Annotated in this window: 13 protein-coding genes and 1 tRNA gene; 7 read left to right on the forward strand and 7 right to left on the reverse strand. The window is 44.0% G+C overall.

Annotated features, from left to right (window positions below; all coding sequences use genetic code 11):
* The first annotated feature begins 4 nt into the window (after positions 1–4).
* The 4 genes from NBH15_RS04395 to NBH15_RS04410 all read left to right on the forward strand — a co-directional run bounded on the left by NBH15_RS04395 (position 5) and on the right by NBH15_RS04410 (position 5,719).
* Complete coding sequence (locus NBH15_RS04395) at positions 5–466, forward strand: hypothetical protein (RefSeq protein WP_186961350.1); 462 nt, start codon at positions 5–7, stop codon at positions 464–466.
* Positions 467–522: 56 nt separating this feature from the next.
* Positions 523–595: transfer RNA gene (locus NBH15_RS04400), tRNA-Thr, on the forward strand.
* A gap of 1,358 nt (positions 596–1,953) precedes the next feature.
* Positions 1,954–4,857 carry an ATP-binding cassette domain-containing protein gene (locus NBH15_RS04405; protein ID WP_250822092.1) on the forward strand — a complete coding sequence of 968 codons (2,904 nt, stop codon included), beginning with the start codon at positions 1,954–1,956 and terminating at the stop codon, positions 4,855–4,857.
* Positions 4,858–4,891: 34 nt separating this feature from the next.
* On the forward strand, positions 4,892–5,719 hold the full coding sequence (locus NBH15_RS04410) for a hypothetical protein (RefSeq protein ID WP_128133954.1): 828 nt from the start codon (positions 4,892–4,894) through the stop codon (positions 5,717–5,719).
* Positions 5,720–5,796: 77 nt separating this feature from the next.
* Here the strand turns inward: NBH15_RS04410 and NBH15_RS04415 are convergent, their stop codons facing one another.
* The 6 genes from NBH15_RS04415 to NBH15_RS04440 all read right to left on the reverse strand — a co-directional run bounded on the left by NBH15_RS04415 (position 5,797) and on the right by NBH15_RS04440 (position 12,423).
* The gene (locus tag NBH15_RS04415) at positions 5,797–6,960 is read right to left on the reverse strand and encodes a PP2C family protein-serine/threonine phosphatase (RefSeq protein WP_250822093.1); all 1,164 of its coding nucleotides are present in this window, start codon (positions 6,958–6,960) and stop codon (positions 5,797–5,799) included.
* A gap of 14 nt (positions 6,961–6,974) precedes the next feature.
* On the reverse strand, positions 6,975–7,811 hold the full coding sequence (locus tag NBH15_RS04420) for a sensor histidine kinase (RefSeq protein WP_128133952.1): 837 nt from the start codon (positions 7,809–7,811) through the stop codon (positions 6,975–6,977).
* On the reverse strand, positions 7,804–8,925 hold the full coding sequence (locus NBH15_RS04425) for a sensor histidine kinase (protein WP_244050822.1): 1,122 nt from the start codon (positions 8,923–8,925) through the stop codon (positions 7,804–7,806). Before NBH15_RS04425 ends, NBH15_RS04420 begins: the two co-directional genes overlap by 8 nt.
* Before the next feature lies 1 nt (position 8,926).
* Positions 8,927–9,334 (reverse strand): ATP-binding protein, encoded by a 408-nt coding sequence (locus NBH15_RS04430; RefSeq protein WP_128133951.1) that lies wholly within the window; start codon positions 9,332–9,334, stop codon positions 8,927–8,929.
* Between the two features lie 21 nt (positions 9,335–9,355).
* Entirely contained in the window at positions 9,356–9,655 is a 300-nt protein-coding gene (locus NBH15_RS04435) for an STAS domain-containing protein (RefSeq protein WP_128133950.1), read from the reverse strand.
* Positions 9,656–9,738: 83 nt separating this feature from the next.
* Complete coding sequence (locus NBH15_RS04440; RefSeq protein WP_250822094.1) at positions 9,739–12,423, reverse strand: calcium-translocating P-type ATPase, PMCA-type; 2,685 nt, start codon at positions 12,421–12,423, stop codon at positions 9,739–9,741.
* 214 nt (positions 12,424–12,637) lie between these two features.
* Here NBH15_RS04440 and NBH15_RS04445 point away from each other — a divergent pair, with 214 nt between their 5' ends.
* Complete coding sequence (locus tag NBH15_RS04445; RefSeq protein ID WP_046145234.1) at positions 12,638–13,135, forward strand: DUF4251 domain-containing protein; 498 nt, start codon at positions 12,638–12,640, stop codon at positions 13,133–13,135.
* Here the strand turns inward: NBH15_RS04445 and mnmL are convergent.
* Positions 13,119–14,051, reverse strand: coding sequence for a tRNA modification radical SAM protein MnmL/YtqA (mnmL, locus tag NBH15_RS04450; protein WP_250822095.1), 933 nt, complete (start codon positions 14,049–14,051; stop codon positions 13,119–13,121). The two genes, NBH15_RS04445 and mnmL, sit on opposite strands and share 17 nt — an antisense overlap.
* 167 nt (positions 14,052–14,218) lie before the next feature.
* Between mnmL and NBH15_RS04455 the strand changes: the two genes are divergently transcribed.
* Positions 14,219–16,393, forward strand: a complete 2,175-nt coding sequence (locus NBH15_RS04455) for a S9 family peptidase (RefSeq protein WP_250822096.1) — start codon at positions 14,219–14,221, stop codon at positions 16,391–16,393.
* Positions 16,393–17,238, forward strand: coding sequence for a lipoyl synthase (lipA, locus tag NBH15_RS04460; RefSeq protein ID WP_250822097.1), 846 nt, complete (start codon positions 16,393–16,395; stop codon positions 17,236–17,238). Before NBH15_RS04455 ends, lipA begins: the two co-directional genes overlap by 1 nt.
* Positions 17,239–17,249: the final 11 nt, after the last annotated feature.

The following is a 17,249-nucleotide window of genomic DNA, read 5'->3' on the forward strand; positions in this document are numbered from 1 at the left end:
AGTTATGAGTGCAAATAATGCAAAGATTCAGTCTGTCCTGGAGACAACATTTACTTCTGCTATCGGTAAGCTGACAGCTGAAGATTCTAACGGCTATTACAGCGATTTATATGTTCAGGCGGATGCTGAAAGCGGAGAACTGCAAATCTATGATGAAGATGAACGGTTACTGGATAAGGTTATCGTTTTTGATTGGGTAGGTTGTCCTTGTGAAGAAGAGCAATTCAATAAACAGGTAGCCAACACCGTAAAATCTGTGCTGACTCTTTTAGTAGCGAAAACTGTTTTTGAAAGTCCCCATATCATGAAACCTTTCTCTATCAGTCTGACGGATGAGGATTTTGTTGTAATAGAGGAACTTCTCTTCCTCGATGATGAAGTATTACGGGCAGATGATCCGCTGTTGAAAGATTTGGATGCAGATTTAGATGATTTTTTGACAAAACTTCTTTCAGATGTCGAATAGAGTTTTTATCTTTGCGCCCGGATTGAAAAACAAGTAGCAAAGTAATATATAAAGTTGCCGAAATAGCTCAGTTGGTAGAGCAATTCATTCGTAATGAATAGGTCGCCGGTTCGAGTCCGGCTTTCGGCTCTCTTCTTAATAGTAACATAAACAGCGACTTAATGGTCGCTGTTTTCTTTTTCTTAGCGTGCAATCTTTTAAAAAAAACGACAATTTACCTGTGCATAGGCATTTCTGTTTGTCGCAGCGTTTGTCGCAAAAAACAAAAGATTATGGCCGATTTTCTTTGAATAATTTACAGTTCTTGCCATATTATTAATTGATTAATGAGACAAATATATATAATAACTATCTGAAGTGATCTTCTTCAGATTCATCTTCCCACCAATAATTCTCATGCCAGCTACTCGTTTCAGTTGGGTAAGGAAGTTTAAGTGCAATTATCTGTTTATTGACTGGTTGTAACTGGCTCCCCTCTTGAGAGGGGGTAGGGGGTGTGTTAAAGCCAGTCAATAAAACAAGCCTTGTAACAGGTTTATTTGCCGTCTGCTTCAGCTGACGGATTAGTAAAGGGTATATCTCATTGGACTTTAGTCCCATTTCTTACAGTTTTCTATCTAGGAGAAATGTGGCTGAAGCCAAAAGAGAGAAACAACTTGTAAACCGTCAGCTGAAGCAGACGGCAAATGAACCTTTAATAGTCAAGTGACTCTGATTATGGTGGTTGTATGGCGGGGATATGACACACCCCCTTCCCCCTCTCGAGAGGGGAGCCAGGTACAACCGGTCAATAATCGGATAGTTCAAAACTGACAAATAGTGAATCATATCCTAAAATCAAAATACTTTCTCAGAAAAAATTAAATAGTCTATAGTATCTACAATATCTACAATTTCCTTCTGAATGTTTTATAAATAAGCATTTTATGTGATGGTTGCAGGTGGAGGAATATCTACAATTATCATCTTCTATCTACCACTTTATGCATTATTTTGCTTTTCGATGGAGAAAGGGGTAAGGATGAATAAAAGTTTCTTGCGGAGGAAACTTTTGTTTTCTCCGCACAAAACAAAGGTTTAGACAGCATAAAAACAAATAAACCATACCGGACAGCAGTAATGGACACATAGAGATAATGGTAATACCTCACAAGTGTAAGATGATTGCATGTAGTCTTTGAAAGGTGGCAAATAGTGGTAGATACCGTCCTGTTGTTGTAGATGTTTTTTTATCTGCAACCATGTTATAATTAACTGATAAATAGAAAACTATACCTGGTGTTGTGGATGTTGTAGATAATAATAAGAAATGAGTTCAATCATTGCGTGTTATTCGCCCCCCCCTTCAAGGACGTCCCCTTTGGCGGATATGCTAATCCTTTGGTGATTCTTGTTGACACCTCTTTTTCGGAATAAAGCATTTTAACTCTGCCAAAGGGGACATATTAGCATATTAAATTTTATCTTTGCCTGTAAATTATTTATATATGAATGAGACCATTCTGAACGGTTTGTTGAATCTGTTTGCTGTCTTTGCTTCGGCTGTACGTATCGAAGAACAACAGGCGAGCCGTGCAGTTCATTTCTATTTATCCAGTCATTTCGGTGTCCGTTCCCATAAAGAGTATATTGAGTTATACAGTGAGTTGCGCAGCATGTACGATGATCCGCTTTTTCCTGTAGATAAGGAGAATGTGATACGCAATATCTGTGAACAGATGAAGGTAAAGCTGGTGGCGGAAGAACAGTTGCTTCTTCTGGTCCGCTTTGTGGAGTTCGCCTATTCGAACTCGGAAGAGTTTGAGAATCATTTGCCACTCTTTCATCTGGTGGCTGATATTTTTGCTATTCCGCAAGAAGAGTTTGACGATATACTTGCTTTTATTACCGGAAAGCCATCTTCTTCTTTATTGACTATCAGTGGAGAGGATGCCGCCATAGGGAATCATATCACTCGTAAAGGGATGGACGGTTTTATTCGTGTACTCTTTATCCGGCGGTTTGACAAGCAAATCTTTACTTACTATGGTTCAGGTGTCGTTTTCATGAACGATATTCCTTTGTCGTCGGGTATCTTTTATGCCTGGCAGCATAGTAGCGTGTTGAAGGGACCGTTGTTTCTTCCGGTTTATTACAGTGATCTGGTGACCGTATATAATAAGAATGAACGGAAGGAAGCCATATTCCTGAACGGTAGAGATTTGAACTTTACTTTTAAGAATAGTACCAACGGTTTGCATAACTTTTCTTTTAACCTGGAATCGGGCCAGTTGGTCGCGATAATGGGAGGAAGCGGAGTCGGTAAATCTACTTTGTTGGGTATCATGAACGGGAATATCCGTCCCGATGAGGGTCGTATTACGGTGAACGGTTATCCGTTGGATGCTCCCGAAGCCCGTCAGTTGATCGGTTTTGTTCCGCAGGACGACTTGTTGATAGAAGAACTTTCCGTGTATCAGAACCTTTTGTTCACGGCACGTCTCTGTTTTGCCCGTCTTTCGGATCAGGAAATCAAAGCGCGGGTCGAAAATGTATTGAAAGAATTGGACCTGGAAGGGATAAAAGACCTGGAAGTAGGTTCCCCCATCCGTAAAACGATCAGCGGGGGACAGCGGAAACGGTTGAATATAGCCCTTGAACTGATCCGTGAACCGGCTATCCTGTATCTGGATGAGCCGACCTCCGGTTTATCTTCATCCGATTCCGAGAAGGTTATCATGTTGCTGAAAGAACAGACGCACCGGGGGAAGCTGGTCGTTGTCAATATCCACCAGCCATCGTCTGAAATCTATAAATTATTCGATCGTCTCTGGTTACTGGACCGGGGAGGTTATCCCATTTATGACGGAAATCCGATCGAAGCGATTATTTATTTCAAGCAAGCTGCGAAATATACCGATCCGGATATCAGTGTTTGCAGTACCTGCGGGAATGTGAATCCGGAACTGATCCTGAATATTATCGACTCGAAGAAGATCGATGACTCCGGAAACCAGACGAACATCCGGAAGTTTACACCTGAAGAATGGCACGAGAAATATATTTCGTCGCGTCCGTCCTATACACCGGTTGAGGAGAAGGAACTGCCTGACAGCAAGCAGAAAAAACCGACCTGGTTCAAACAGTTTTGTATTTTCCTGGAACGGAATATCCGGACAAAACTGGTTAATAAGCAATATCTGGCAATTACGTTGCTCGAAGCTCCGTTACTGGCGCTGATCGTTGCCTTGCTTACCCGGTATGTCGATGGTGACGAATATACTTTGCTGGCTAACAAGAATTTTGTGTCTTATATCTTTATGTCGGTTATTGTGGTCACCTTTATGGGATTAAGTATAAGTGCCGAAGAGATTATAAAAGACCGGCCTGTCCTGAAGCGGGAACATTTCCTCCGGTTAAGCCGTAGCAGCTATCTTACATCTAAAATGGTTTACCTGCTGGGAGTATCCGGACTTCAGTCCTTACTTTTTATTTTAGTGGGAAATACGATCATAGGGGTAGGATGGGAGATGTTTGGTGTTTGGTGGAGCATTCTTTGGATAACTTCTTTTCTGGCAAACCTGACGGGACTGATTTTATCACAGTCGATGAACTCTGTCGTTGCGATTTATATAACCATTCCTCTTCTATTGATCCCGCAGATATTGCTTTGTGGATTGATTATCAAGTTTGATGATTTGAATACCAGTGCTTCAAAGGAAAATAAGGTCCCGTTGATCGGTGATATTATCCCTTCGCGTTGGGCTTTCGAGGCCTTGATGGTAGAGCAATTTGCCGATAATGCTTACAATCAGGCTTACTTCCCTATAGAGCGGGAAAAATATCTGGCGCAGTACTATGAAAATATACATTCGAAAGAAGTGCGTCGCCTGGCTGAACAACTGGAGGGAAAAGATGATCCGGACAAACGTCTGACGGTAGAAAATGAACTTGCCGTATTGGGACGTGCCGCCCGTATCGCTCCCCGTAGTGAAGGTGAAAGTTTTCTGTCGTATCTGGATAAGGTAGATTCGGCTTTGCACGAGCGTGCTCGTAACTTTACGGCTTATCTGGATCAGATACAGGAAAAGGATATACGTGAAAAAGGGAGTGAATGGGTAACCGAACAGAAGAAAAAGTATCATAATTCAGCTATCGAAGACCTGGTTATGGGAGCCGGTGGCCGTAACTTTTATAAAGAGCATGGGCATCGTATCTATCCGGCCGTCGGTCAGATTTATATAGTGCCGGATAATCCGTTTGGCAGGGCTCCTTTCTATTCTTATGAGAAAAAACTGGGCAGTATGTTAATTTCTACCTATAATTTTAATTTATTGATTATAGGTTTCTTTGCATTATTAGCTATTATCGCTATATTCGCAGAGTTTCCGGGACGTCTGAAAGAAGAATAAAAAAGCTGGAATATAAATTATTAAATAAAGTAACATGAAAAAGAGTGTAATAAGCGTGCTTGCAATAGCCGCATTAATGGTGGGCATGATTTCCTGCAACGGAGCTAAAAAATCAAATGAAGCCGAAAAGACGGAAGAAGCTGCCGTTATAGCAGGTAAAGCACCGAAAGATTTGTTAACCGAAGAAGTAAAACAGGAAACTGTTAAATTCCTGGCTGATATGCCGGAGTCAGAAATTCCTTATCGTTTGTCCAGCGGTGAAGTTCAGGTAAAAGTGGGTGATTTAACTTATATGTTGCCTGTTGCTAAAGCTGCCGAACTAAGTACTGCTACACAAAAAGCGCGTGCACTCGGTATGTATATGGCTGATTACAATGTATTGAAAGCGATCGGTCAGCCAACAGCAGAAGTAGAAGGAGCCATTGTAAAACTGGCTACAGACCTGAATGTTTCTTTTGTACTCGATATCCTGAAAGAGGAAGCTCCGAAAGATGCAACCAAAGAACAGTTGCAGGCTTTCATGAATGCACAGGAAGATAAGATCATTGACAAGATGGCTGCCGAAAACAAGATTGATGTACAGATTGAAATCTTAGGTGCCTCTTCTGCTGAATATGCTTGTCTGCTTGCTAATCCGACATTGGTTATCAAAGGAGATGCTACATCTGCCGGACTTTCTGAGAATATGCTGAAACGTGTGACTATGCTGGAAGAAGTAGTAGCTGACCTGGCTTCTTACTATCCTGACCTGCAACAGTTGGGTACAACTATCAGCCCGTTGAAGGAAAAAGTCGGAACTATCCAGGATGCCAGAGCTGCTAATGCAGAGATTATGGGTATCCGTGATGCTTTACTGAAATAAGTACATATATATAATGTATATAAAAAAGGAGATGTTCCGACCGAGGCATCTCCTTTTTATTATTCTGTGGAAGTCTTTTATCCCTGATAGGTAATAGACAACAAGGTGATATCATCTGATTGTACGGCTCCTACAACGAATTTTCCTACCGTTTCCGTTATTCTGTCTACAATTTCTTTGGGACTCTTTCCGATCAATTCCCGGCAGTTTTCCAGCAAACGTTTTTCGCTGTACTGTTCGTGGCAGCTATTCATCGCCTCTGTTATTCCGTCCGTATAGAGCAGCAGGTTGTCGCCGGGTGATAACTGCAATGTCTTTTCGTGATAAGTCATGTTTTCTACGCCGCCCAATATAAAGTCGTTTGTGAGCGGGACTGATACAACCGTGTTGTCTGCCTTCATTAGAACCGGAGGATTATGACCGGCATTACAATATGTAACAAGACCGGTATTCAGGTTCAGTATTCCGTAAAATGCTGTTACGAACATTTCATTAACGTTCTCCTGGCAAAGGAAAGTATTTGAGCGTTGCATGCACATGGCTGCCGAGTTTTCCGTCAGTGCAATTGTCCGGATGACAGTCCGGCTGATCGCCATAAAGATGGCAGCCGGGACACCTTTGCCGGCAACGTCTGCAATAACAAATCCCAAACGGTCCTGGTCTATGCGGAAGAAATCGTAGAAGTCGCCTCCCACATATTTTGCCGCATTCATATAGGCATAGATATCGAACGTTTTCAGTTCGGGAAACGGAGGAAATGTTTTCGGCAGGATCGTTTGCTGAATCTCCTGGGCGATGTGAAGGTCGTTACGGATGGATTCCAGTTGCGAATGCTCCTGCTGTGCTTTTTTGATGAATGATATTTGTTCGGCTGCCTTTTCGATCGTACGTTCCAGGTCTTCCAGATTGATCGGTTTGGTCGTGAAGTCGAATGCTCCCTGGTTCATGGCACTACGGATATTGTCCATATCTCCGTAGGCTGAAACCATGATGCATTTTAGAGCCGGATTTTGCATTTCGTTGATTTTGGCAAGCAAGGTCAGTCCGTCCATTTCCGGCATATTGATGTCACTTAATATCACATCGAAATCCGGTTGGACAAGCATTAGTTGAAGTGCTTCCAGTCCGTCGTGCGCAAAATAGAATTCATATTCTCCTTTCTTTATCTTGCGACGGAAATATTGGGTAAGCAACCTTTCCAGGTCTAATTCATCGTCTACACTTAATATTTTTATAGCCATGACTTTTGTCTCTGTTATTGTTGGATAGGAATAGAAATAGTAAAACGGGTATATTCGCCGGGGCGTGAATCCATCCCGATCGTACCGTTATGTTTTTGTTCGATAATCGATTTAGTGATCGACAATCCGAGGCCGGTGCCTTCACCGATCGGTTTTGTCGTGAAGAAAGGCGTATAGAGTTTCTTTTTTGTCTCTTCCGAAATTCCTTGTCCGTTGTCTTCTATGCTCAGGTTTATACGGTCACCCTCTTTTTTCAGGCATATCCTGATGGTTGGCTGATAGGTTGCATCGGCTATCTCTTTCGACTTGCTGAACACGGCGTAGCAGGCATTGTTCATCAGGTTGAGTATGGCGCGGCTGAAATCCTGCGGAATAACTTTTACCAATGGCAGGTCGTCGGCATACTCTTCCTGTATCGCGACATTGAAACTTTTGTTGTTTGCCCTGACCGCATGGTAAGAAAGCCATACATATTCTTTGGTCAGCTGATGCAGGTCGGTCGGGATATATTCGTCGTCTTTGCCGCGTGAATAAAGCAGGATACCGCGCACAATTCCCGAAGCCCGGTTGCCGTTCTCCTCTATCTTGCTCATATTACCTTCCAGGTCAGACATGATCTCTTTGATCTCTTCGACTGAGTCTTCCGGTAATGCGTCCCCGAGTTCATCCAGGACTTCCTGCATATCCTTTAGTAACTTCTGCGAAACTTTGCTGAAATTGATCACGAAATTAAGAGGATTCTGTATTTCATGTGCAATGCCGGCACTCAATAATCCGAGTGAAGCCATCTTCTCCTGCTGGCTGATTTGTTTCCTCAGCCTCTCAATTTCTTTTTGGGTGTTCTCATTCATTGTTAATCCTTTTTTGACTGATAGGAATTGTAATTAAGAATTCAGTATAGTTATCCTTTTCGCTTTTTGCCAGGATCGAACCCTGGTGGTTGAGGATAACTTCACGGCAGAGATACAACCCGACACCGGCTGCTTCGGCAGAAGGTTTGGTTGTAAAGAATGGTTCGAATATCTTATCCTTGATACTGTCTTCGATACCGATCCCGTTGTCATAGATACTGATAAATACGGTATTGTTGCCTCTTTCTTCCAGTTTTATAGTAATAAAAGGAGAGAAACTTTGTTTTTGCAGTTTACGGAGCAATGCATAAATACTGTTTTTAAGAATGCTGCCCAGTGCCTTGTTCATCTGTTCGATATTAATTTCAGCCATAACCGGCTTTTCGGGGCATTCTATATGTATCTGTATCTGATTTTCTTCAATTTCTTTTTTGAATAGTTTGTTAAGGACATCGACGTTTACTTTGCACAGGTCGCACAGGTCGGTCGAAGTCACATCGCCATGCCGGTCTTTCAACAGGTCTTCCATCGCTTTGACAATGCGGACGGTGTTGCAGCCATGTTCATTGATCTTTTGCAGGTTGCCTTCTATCATGTCGAGTATTTCGATGCTGTCTTCATAGATTTCTTTCGTCATGACAGATTGCTCGTCCGTGATGTTGTCTTTCAGGTCTTTGATCAGGTTAGCCGACAGGCCGGCAAAGTTATTGATGTAGTTCACCGGATTCAGGATACGGTCCACCAACCCTTGTGTAAGTTGCCCTACAGTAGCCAGCTTCTCTTTTCGTACCAGTTCGTCCTGAGCCTTGGCAAGGGCATCCAGCGCTTGCGATAGCTTTTCGGATTCTTTCAGTACCTGATCCCGCTGGATACGGAGTTCGATGGTACGTTCTTCCACTATTTTGGCCAGATATTCTTTTTGTTTCAGCTTCTTCCGTAGACGTCCCTTTAATATATAAAGAACGATCTGCACGACCAGCATGATGCCGGGAACTGTGTCCCAGTCATAGTAGAAACCCGCAATAATGAGTATCCAACCTGCCAGCGTCAGTTTTTCTATGATGCGCAGCTGTCTTTTGAGGGAAGCTATCTCTTTTATATCGAAGTCGGCCATATTACTGAATTTCTTTGGTCATTGTTAATCTATTCTTTCCTTCGGAACGCTCGTATCTGACATCTGTCATCAGTTGTTTTACCAAAAAGATGCCTAGTCCGCCGATCGGGCGTTCTTCCAATGGAAGTGTAATATCCGGCTCCCGCGTTTCCAAAGGATTAAATGGGATGCCGTTGTCGGTTATGACTATTTTCAATAGTCCGTTGTCGCACCCCATATCAATGCCTATATCTCCTTCCATACCGGGATATGCATATTGAATAACATTTGTTACAGCCTCATCCATTGCCAGCTTTATCTGCATTAGCAGTGCTGTGTCGATTCCGCAACTCTTGGCCTGCATTTCCAGAAAATCATACAGGAGCGCAAGTTGTTCCGGATCATTTTTAATGTGTAGTGTGCTGGTCATTCTACCGGAGTTTGAATCTTGTTATTCAATGGTAAGAAAAGAAGAGAAACCTGTTATTTTGAATATCTCCATAATGCTGTCCTGGATATTCCTCAATACAAATGTTCCGCCTTTCTGGCTCATCTTTTTTTGCAGAATGAGAAGCAAGCGAAGTCCCGCACTACTGATATATGTGAGTTTTCTACCGTCAAGCACCACATTTTGCGCATTACCTTCAAGTATATTGGTAATCTCTTTTTCCAGATCAGGTGAACTCAGTGTATCCAGCTGTCCGGAAAGACAGATTACTGTCTCTGTTCCGTGCTTTATTTCTATTTCCATATATCTTTTTGTTTTCTATTTGAGCAAATGTAAATATTATAATCAAACTCAGCAAGTTATTCTCTGAATTTGTTTATTCCGGCTTACTTCTTAGTAAGCCGGCTGATGCCTCGTGCAATTTCACCTATCCAGAGAACCAGCGAGCTGGAACCGATAATGATACCCCAGTCTTTCAAAGACAAAGGAACCACATTGAACATCTCTCCGCCAAACGTAACGATCAGATACTGACCGATAAGGATAAGCAGGGCTACAAACAGGAAGCTCTTGCTCTCTTTCAGGTTGGCGAATGCTGAACGGCCTTCCATAAATGCCTTGGCATTGAACATATTCCAGAACTGAAGCATTACAAAGAAACTGAAGAACCATGACAAGTCATGCGGCGTCAGTCCTGTCTGTGCATGGAAATAATACAATACTCCCATTAGGATCAGCACGAAAGCAATACCTACTCCGAAGATGTTGTATGCCATCGGCCGGGTGATGATAAAGTCGCCATCTTTTCCGCTTCGGCGGGGTTTATCCTTCATAACCCGTTCGTTAGGGGGCAGGGAAGCCAATGCTCCGGCGGCAAATGTATCCATGATCAGGTTTACCCATAACATCTGCGTGATGGTGAGCGGTGATTCGGTCCCGAACAGCGAACCCAGCAGCACGATCAGACAGGCTGCCACGTTGATGGTTAACTGGAATAAGAGGAACTTCTGGATATTACGATACAAGGAACGTCCCCACATTACGGCACGTGTGATACTTCCGAAAGAGTTATCCAGAATCGTGATGTCGCTGGCTTCTTTGGCAACAGAAGTTCCGTCTCCCATGGAAAGACCCACCTGGGCGGCTTTCAGGGCCGGAGCATCGTTGGTTCCGTCGCCGGTTACGGCAACTACGGCACCTTTCTTCTGTAATAACTGTACCAGGCGTTGTTTGTCGGTAGGACGGGCGCGGCACATGATTTTCAGATCCAGCACCCGGTCGAGCACTTCTTCGTCGGTCAGTGCTTCAAAGCCCGGACCTGTGATGATGTTGTGGTCGGTATCTTCCGGTTTCCAGGTTCCGATCTGACGGCCAATCTCACGGGCCGTTCCCGGAGTATCACCGGTTACGATCTTTACATCAATACCAGCATTCAGACAGCTTTGTACGGCGGCCGGAACATCAGCACGGACAGGGTCGGAGATCGCAACGATTCCCAGATAGGTCAGGTTGGTATTATGCAGGCGGCCATTGACGAAGAACGATTCGTCCTGTCCGTCTTCAATAATCTGATAAGCAAAACCGAGTGTACGCATTGCCTGATTCTGATAATCCAGCAGTTGTTTTTCAATATCGGCCTTGCAGGCATCTACCGGTTTATAAGTGTTGTCAATGGCTACACGTTGGCTGTTTGCCAGTACAATTTCCGGTGCCCCTTTTACGTACAGTACTTTTTTACCCAATAGCGGCGACTTAACGACTGTCGCCATATATTTCCGTTCGGTCGAGAAGGTCAGCTGGTCCATGACCGGCGCTTCCTCCCTTAATGTCAGGTAGTTTTGTTGCTGGCTGTTCAGCCAAAGCAATAAAGCTGCTTCGGTAGGGTTACCTAATGTCTTTACTTTCTCTTCCGAGAAGTCGAGGAAGGCGGTCGAGTTAACGGAAATGCCTTCCTTAATAAGGTTGCTTAGTTCATCGTCTCCCAGTTTCTGGTCTTTGAGATTATAGAAATTGGTCTGGTAAACCTGCATTTGGTTTTGGGTCAGCGTACCGGTTTTGTCGGTACAGATAACCGTAGTCGCCCCCATCGTTTCGCAGGCATGCATTTTGCGGACCAGGTTGTTTGTCTTGAGCATGCGGTTCATACTCAGGGCAAGGCTGAGGGTTACGCTCATCGGCAAACCTTCAGGGACGGAAACTACGATCAGGGTTACTGCTATCATGAAGATATTCAGTATATGGGAGATCAGATCCATGACCGGCATACCCGATGAACCGAGTAATAATTTGATCAGCAAGGCAATAAAGGTAAGTCCGGCAACCGTGTATCCTCCTTTACTGATTACGGCGGCAAGCCCTTTCAGCTGTATCTGGAGCGGAGTCTCTATGTCGCTTTCAATCTGCGAACCTTCATATACTTTACCATATCCGGTAGCGTCTCCCACCAGTTCGACTTTCATGACTCCATGCCCGTCGACAACAGTTGTTCCCCGCATGACCATATTGGACGGATAGGTCGCTTCATGGTCGAATTCGGCTTCGTTGGTTGTTTTACTGATAATAGGTTCCCCGGTCAGTGTCGATTCGTTGATTTGCAGAGATATAGCTTCCAGTAAATGACCGTCGGCAGGAATTTCCTCTCCGGTTTCCAGTACGACGATGTCGCCGACAACGACTTCTTTTTTGGTTACCTGGCAGATATTTCCTTCGCGGATCACTTTGACCAGCGTATCGTCATTGACGGTATTCAGCACATCGAATGCTTTGTTTGCTTTGAGTTCGAAGAAGAAACCGACACAGGATGCCAGCATGATGGCAAAGAATATACCGATCGGCTCCAGGAAAGCGGTAAAACCTTTCGCTTCCGGTCCCCAGCAGTGTACGCCGGCAATAATCATTGATAACAGCCATGCTACCAGCAGGATCTTGATGATCGGATCATTAAACTTTTCGAGGAATTGACTCCAGAGAGAGGCTTTCTCTGGTGGAGTGAGGATATTTTCGCCGTGAAGGCGCCTGCTTTCTTCTACTTCTTGTTTGGTTAAGCCTTGATACTGATGTTTTTTCTCCATAAATTTGTTTAATCTGATTCAGAAAAATGAGTAGACAAATTACGTAAAGTTGGCGGACATACGCAAGTGCTTTGGTTTTTAATTGATGATAGAATATAACAGTAATGTTTTGTTAACCGTTTGTTGTGTTAATTTAACGAACAGGAGGTAAACCTTTGGTCTGTTCTGATTGTCTTATATATAGAAGCAAAATGTGTGTTATTTATTTAAGGTTATGAAGAATGTTAGGTTATTCTGGTTATTGGGGATTGTCCTTTTATTGGCAGGGCAATCCCTTTATGCTCAAAGTAAAAAGGAAAAGCGGGAGCAGAAGGCAAATGAAGTGAAAGAATTAATAGATAGTAAACGGTTTACAATAGATGTAAATCGTGCGATACCCATGGGAGGACGTTCACTCAATCTGACGTCTCCCTACTCTTTGGAAATGCGCGGTGACTCGGTTATTTCCTATCTTCCTTATTTCGGAAGGGCTTATTCGGCTCCTTATGGTGGCGGTGACGGGTTACGTTTCGAAGAATCAATTACCGATTATCAATGTTCTTTTAATAAGAAAGGAACCGCTCAAATACAGTTTCGTACCCGAAGCGATGACGATACCTTTGCATTCAGTGTGCAGGTGTTCTCAAATGGCTCCGCGACAATCAATGTGACGCCTGTCAACAAACAGAACATCACATTCTATGGGGAACTGGCTCCTAAGAAAAAGGAATAAATAATCGTCCTTGCCGTGCATTTCTTTCGGCAATACGCTTATTTACTTTTGCAGTAAATTCGAAGTTCTTAAGTCCCCAGTCGGGAGCGATCAACAGCTCTTTCGGGGATTGCGATACAAACCTCTCTACCACAATAGAGGGGTTTAGTTTTTCTATGAAGTCGATAACCAGGTCGATATATTCGTCGGCCGTATAAAGATGGAACTCTTCAGGATGTTCGGCATATTCTTTGGCCATACGGGTGTTGCGAATCAGTTGCAGTTGATGCAGCTTCAAAGTGGTTACGGGCAATCCGGATAACCGGTCGGCATGGTGTAAAATCTCTTCCCGGCTTTCTCCCGGTAAACCCAGAATCAGGTGGGCACCGGTGTAAATGCCCCGTTCGGCTGTCCGGCGGATAGCGTTTTCCGACTCTTCATAGGTATGTCCGCGGTTGATGCGGAGCAACGTTTTATCGAGTGTGCTTTCCAGTCCGTATTCTAGCATGACGAACTTTTCCCGGGAAAGGGCCGTGAAATAATCCAGCAAAGCATCCGGCATGCAGTCCGGGCGTGTTCCGACGATTAACCCGACTACACCGGGATAGGATAACGCTTCTTCATATTTGGCTTTCAGCGAACTGAGCTCATCGTATGTATTGGTGTAAGCTTGGAAGTAGGCGAGATATTTCATCTCCGGATATTTGCGGGAGAAGAAGCGGATTCCCTCTTCTAACTGTTCAGTCACACTCTTTTCCGTATGGCAATACTCCGGACTGAATGTTTGATTATTACAATAAGTACAACCGCCCCATCCTTTCGAACCATCGCGGTTCGGACAGGTGAAGCCTGCATTTATAGAGATTTTCTGCACCTTACAGGGGAATACTTTCCGCAGGAAATCTCCGAAATCATTATAAGGTTTTACGTTTTCCATGGGGCAAAGGTAATTTATAATGGTTAATGACCAATGTCCGGTGGTTAATTTAATGATAAAATGCCCGGATAACCAGGCTCCGGTACATAATTTACCTTTAATGGTGAACGGTTTACCGTGATAAAATACTAACTTTGCAGCCTATTCAAAATAAAATAAAAGTATTCATGAGACGATTGGGTGTTGGTTTCTTGCTTTCATTGGCGATAATTGGAAGCGTATCTGCTCAGAACGGGAGCAAACGTGTCGATTTAAAAGAAATTACAGATGGAAAGTTCCGTCAGGTAACTGCTATTGGTGAAATGCGGTCGCTGCCGGATGGAGAACATTATACAGCAATGAATAAAGACCGGAGTATGATTATCAAATACTCCTATCGTACAGGTAATCCGGTGGACACGTTGTTCAATGCCCGGACTGCCCGTGAATCCACATTCGATGATTTTGACGGATACGATATCAGCAGTACCGGCCATCATATCCTGGTTTGGCGGGAAACCGAACCGATTTACCGTCGTTCTTTCAAAGCGATGGTATACGATTATGACGTGCGCCGTAACTATGTAAAGCCTGTTTCCGATTCGAAGAACAAGCAGATGATTCCGACTTATTCGCCGGACGGACGCATGTGTGCTTATGTCGTGGATAATAATATATGGATTCGTAAGTTTGACTATGATACGGAAGTACAGGTTACCAAAGACGGTGAACTGAACAAAATACTGAACGGTATTACCGATTGGGTATATGAAGAAGAATTTGCTGTAACTAACCTGATGGCCTGGTCGCCCGACAGTGAATATCTGACTTATGTGCGTTTCGATGAAAGCGAAGTGCCGGAATATTCCATGCAGATGTGGGGTAACGGACTGTATCCGGGATATTATAATTTCAAGTATCCGAAAGCAGGAGAGAAGAATTCGAAAGTAACGGTTCATTCTTATAGCGTAGCGACAAAAGATATCAAAGAACTGAAAGTGCCGGTGGAAGGTGATTATTATATTCCGAGAATTACCTTTACTACCAATTCCGACCAGTTGGCAGTCATGACGTTGAACCGTCAGCAGAATGTTTTCAATATGTATTATGTGAATCCGAAGAGCGGCGTATCCCGTCTGATTCTTCGCGATGAGAACAAATGCTATGTGGATTCCGAATGGCTGACTTCCATTCATTTCAATCCGAGCGGGTTTACTTACGTCAGCGAACAGGATGGCTATTCCCATATTTATTTGTATTCTCCGACGGGTGTTATGCAACGCCAGGTAACGAAAGGCAACTGGGACGTAACCCGTCTGATTGGCTATGACGATGCCACTAAGGTTGTATATTATGAATCGGCCGAAGAGAGCCCGTTACGTCGTTCTGTTTATAAGATTGACCAGAAAGGCGTAAAGACAAAACTGTCGGAAGGAGAGGGGACGAACAGTGCCGACTTCAGTGCGAACTACGCTTATTTCGTCAATAATTATTCGAATGCAAATACTCCCGCAGTGATTACCGTCAACGAAACGAAGTCGAAAAAAGTACTGCGTGTGTTGCAGGATAATGCTGCTTTGAGAGAAAAATTAGCAAATACATCTTTCTCTAAAAAAGAATTCTTCAAGGTGCATACAGCATCTGATATTGAGCTGAATGCCTGGATCGTTAAACCGGTTGATTTTGATGAATCGAAGAAATATCCGGTGTTAATGGTACAATATAGTGGTCCTAATTCGCAACAAGTACTGGACAAATATGGTTTTGACTGGGAACATTACCTGGCTACGAACGGAATCATCGTAGTCAGCGTGGATGGCCGGGGAACCGGTGCACGTGGTGAAGCCTTCCGCAAATGTACTTACTTGCGGATGGGTGATTTGGAATCCAGAGACCAGGTGGAAGCAGCACAAGCGTTAGGCAAACTGCCGTATGTGGATGCAAAACGCATCGCCATCTGGGGCTGGAGCTTTGGCGGATACAACACATTGATGTCGATGAGCGTGGGTAACGGTACATTCAAGGCCGGTATCGCTGTCGCTCCTCCGACAGACTGGAAATATTATGACTCGGTATATACCGAACGTTTTATGCGTACGCCAAAAGAAAACTTCTCGGGCTATGCTGCAACATCGCCCATCCGGCTGGCAAAAGACTTACAGGGTAAGCTGTTGCTGGTGCACGGAACTGCTGACGATAATGTACACTTCCAGCAGACGATGGATTATGCAGAAGCATTGGTACAAGCCGGTAAACAGTTCGATATGCAGGTTTATAAAGACCGTAATCACAGTATTTACGGAGGAAATACCCGTTATCATCTGTATACCAGGATGTCTAACTTTTTATTGGATAACTTATAATGTCAGAACATGTGAGAAAGCCGGATTGGTTAAAGATCCGGCTTGGTGGGAACGAACAGTTTACAAAGACGAAAAGCATTGTTGAGTCTCATTGTCTGCACACCATTTGTACAAGTGGAAAATGCCCGAACATGGGAGAATGCTGGAGCCGGGGAACTGCTACGTTTATGATTGCAGGCGATATCTGTACCCGTTCCTGTCGATTTTGTAACACGCTAACAGGCAAACCGCTGCCGCTGGACCCGAAAGAACCGGCAAATGTGGCGGAAAGTATTCGCCTGATGAACTTAAAACATGCAGTGATAACGTCGGTCGATCGTGATGATCTTCCCGACTTGGGAGCCCAACATTGGGTGGATACCATCCGGACCATCAAAGAGGTAAATCCGGCCACCACCGTAGAAGTCCTGATCCCTGACTTTCAGGGACGTCTTGAACTGGTGGATCAGGTAGTGGAAGCTGCTCCCGAGATTATATCGCATAATATGGAAACCGTGCGGCGTATCAGCCCGCAGGTTCGCAGTGCAGCCAAATACGATGTCAGCCTGGCTGTCCTGTCCCGCATAGCTGGACAAGGTGCGACAGCAAAGACCGGTATTATGGTTGGTTTGGGCGAAACCCCCGAAGAAGTATGCTGTCTGATGGACGATGTGCTCGATGCAGGTGTTTCCGTATTAACAATTGGTCAATATTTACAACCATCCAGAAAAAATATTCAAGTTACTGAGTACGTGACCCCTGATCAGTTTAATGTCTATAAATCAATCGCTTTGAAAAAAGGTTTTCGCATGGTAGAGAGCGCTCCGCTGGTCCGTTCCTCTTATCACGCTGAAAAGCATGTTTAATTACCAAAACT

The sequence above is a fragment of the Parabacteroides caeci genome (assembly GCF_023656795.1).
GTDB classification, from domain to species: Bacteria; Bacteroidota; Bacteroidia; order Bacteroidales; family Tannerellaceae; genus Parabacteroides; species Parabacteroides segnis.

Bases quoted from the DNA above. Each gene is read 5' to 3' on its own strand.
- NBH15_RS04395 (WP_186961350.1), top strand. From the start codon at position 5: ATGAGTGCAAATAATGCAAAGATTCAGTCTGTCCTGGAGACAACATTT.
- NBH15_RS04405 (WP_250822092.1), top strand. From the start codon at position 1,954: ATGAATGAGACCATTCTGAACGGTTTGTTGAATCTGTTTGCTGTCTTT.
- NBH15_RS04410 (WP_128133954.1), top strand. From the start codon at position 4,892: ATGAAAAAGAGTGTAATAAGCGTGCTTGCAATAGCCGCATTAATGGTG.
- NBH15_RS04415 (WP_250822093.1), bottom strand. From the start codon at position 6,960: ATGGCTATAAAAATATTAAGTGTAGACGATGAATTAGACCTGGAAAGG.
- NBH15_RS04420 (WP_128133952.1), bottom strand. From the start codon at position 7,811: ATGAATGAGAACACCCAAAAAGAAATTGAGAGGCTGAGGAAACAAATC.
- NBH15_RS04425 (WP_244050822.1), bottom strand. From the start codon at position 8,925: ATGGCCGACTTCGATATAAAAGAGATAGCTTCCCTCAAAAGACAGCTG.
- NBH15_RS04430 (WP_128133951.1), bottom strand. From the start codon at position 9,334: ATGACCAGCACACTACACATTAAAAATGATCCGGAACAACTTGCGCTC.
- NBH15_RS04435 (WP_128133950.1), bottom strand. From the start codon at position 9,655: ATGGAAATAGAAATAAAGCACGGAACAGAGACAGTAATCTGTCTTTCC.
- NBH15_RS04440 (WP_250822094.1), bottom strand. From the start codon at position 12,423: ATGGAGAAAAAACATCAGTATCAAGGCTTAACCAAACAAGAAGTAGAA.
- NBH15_RS04445 (WP_046145234.1), top strand. From the start codon at position 12,638: ATGAAGAATGTTAGGTTATTCTGGTTATTGGGGATTGTCCTTTTATTG.
- mnmL (WP_250822095.1), bottom strand. From the start codon at position 14,051: ATGGAAAACGTAAAACCTTATAATGATTTCGGAGATTTCCTGCGGAAA.
- NBH15_RS04455 (WP_250822096.1), top strand. From the start codon at position 14,219: ATGAGACGATTGGGTGTTGGTTTCTTGCTTTCATTGGCGATAATTGGA.
- lipA (WP_250822097.1), top strand. From the start codon at position 16,393: ATGTCAGAACATGTGAGAAAGCCGGATTGGTTAAAGATCCGGCTTGGT.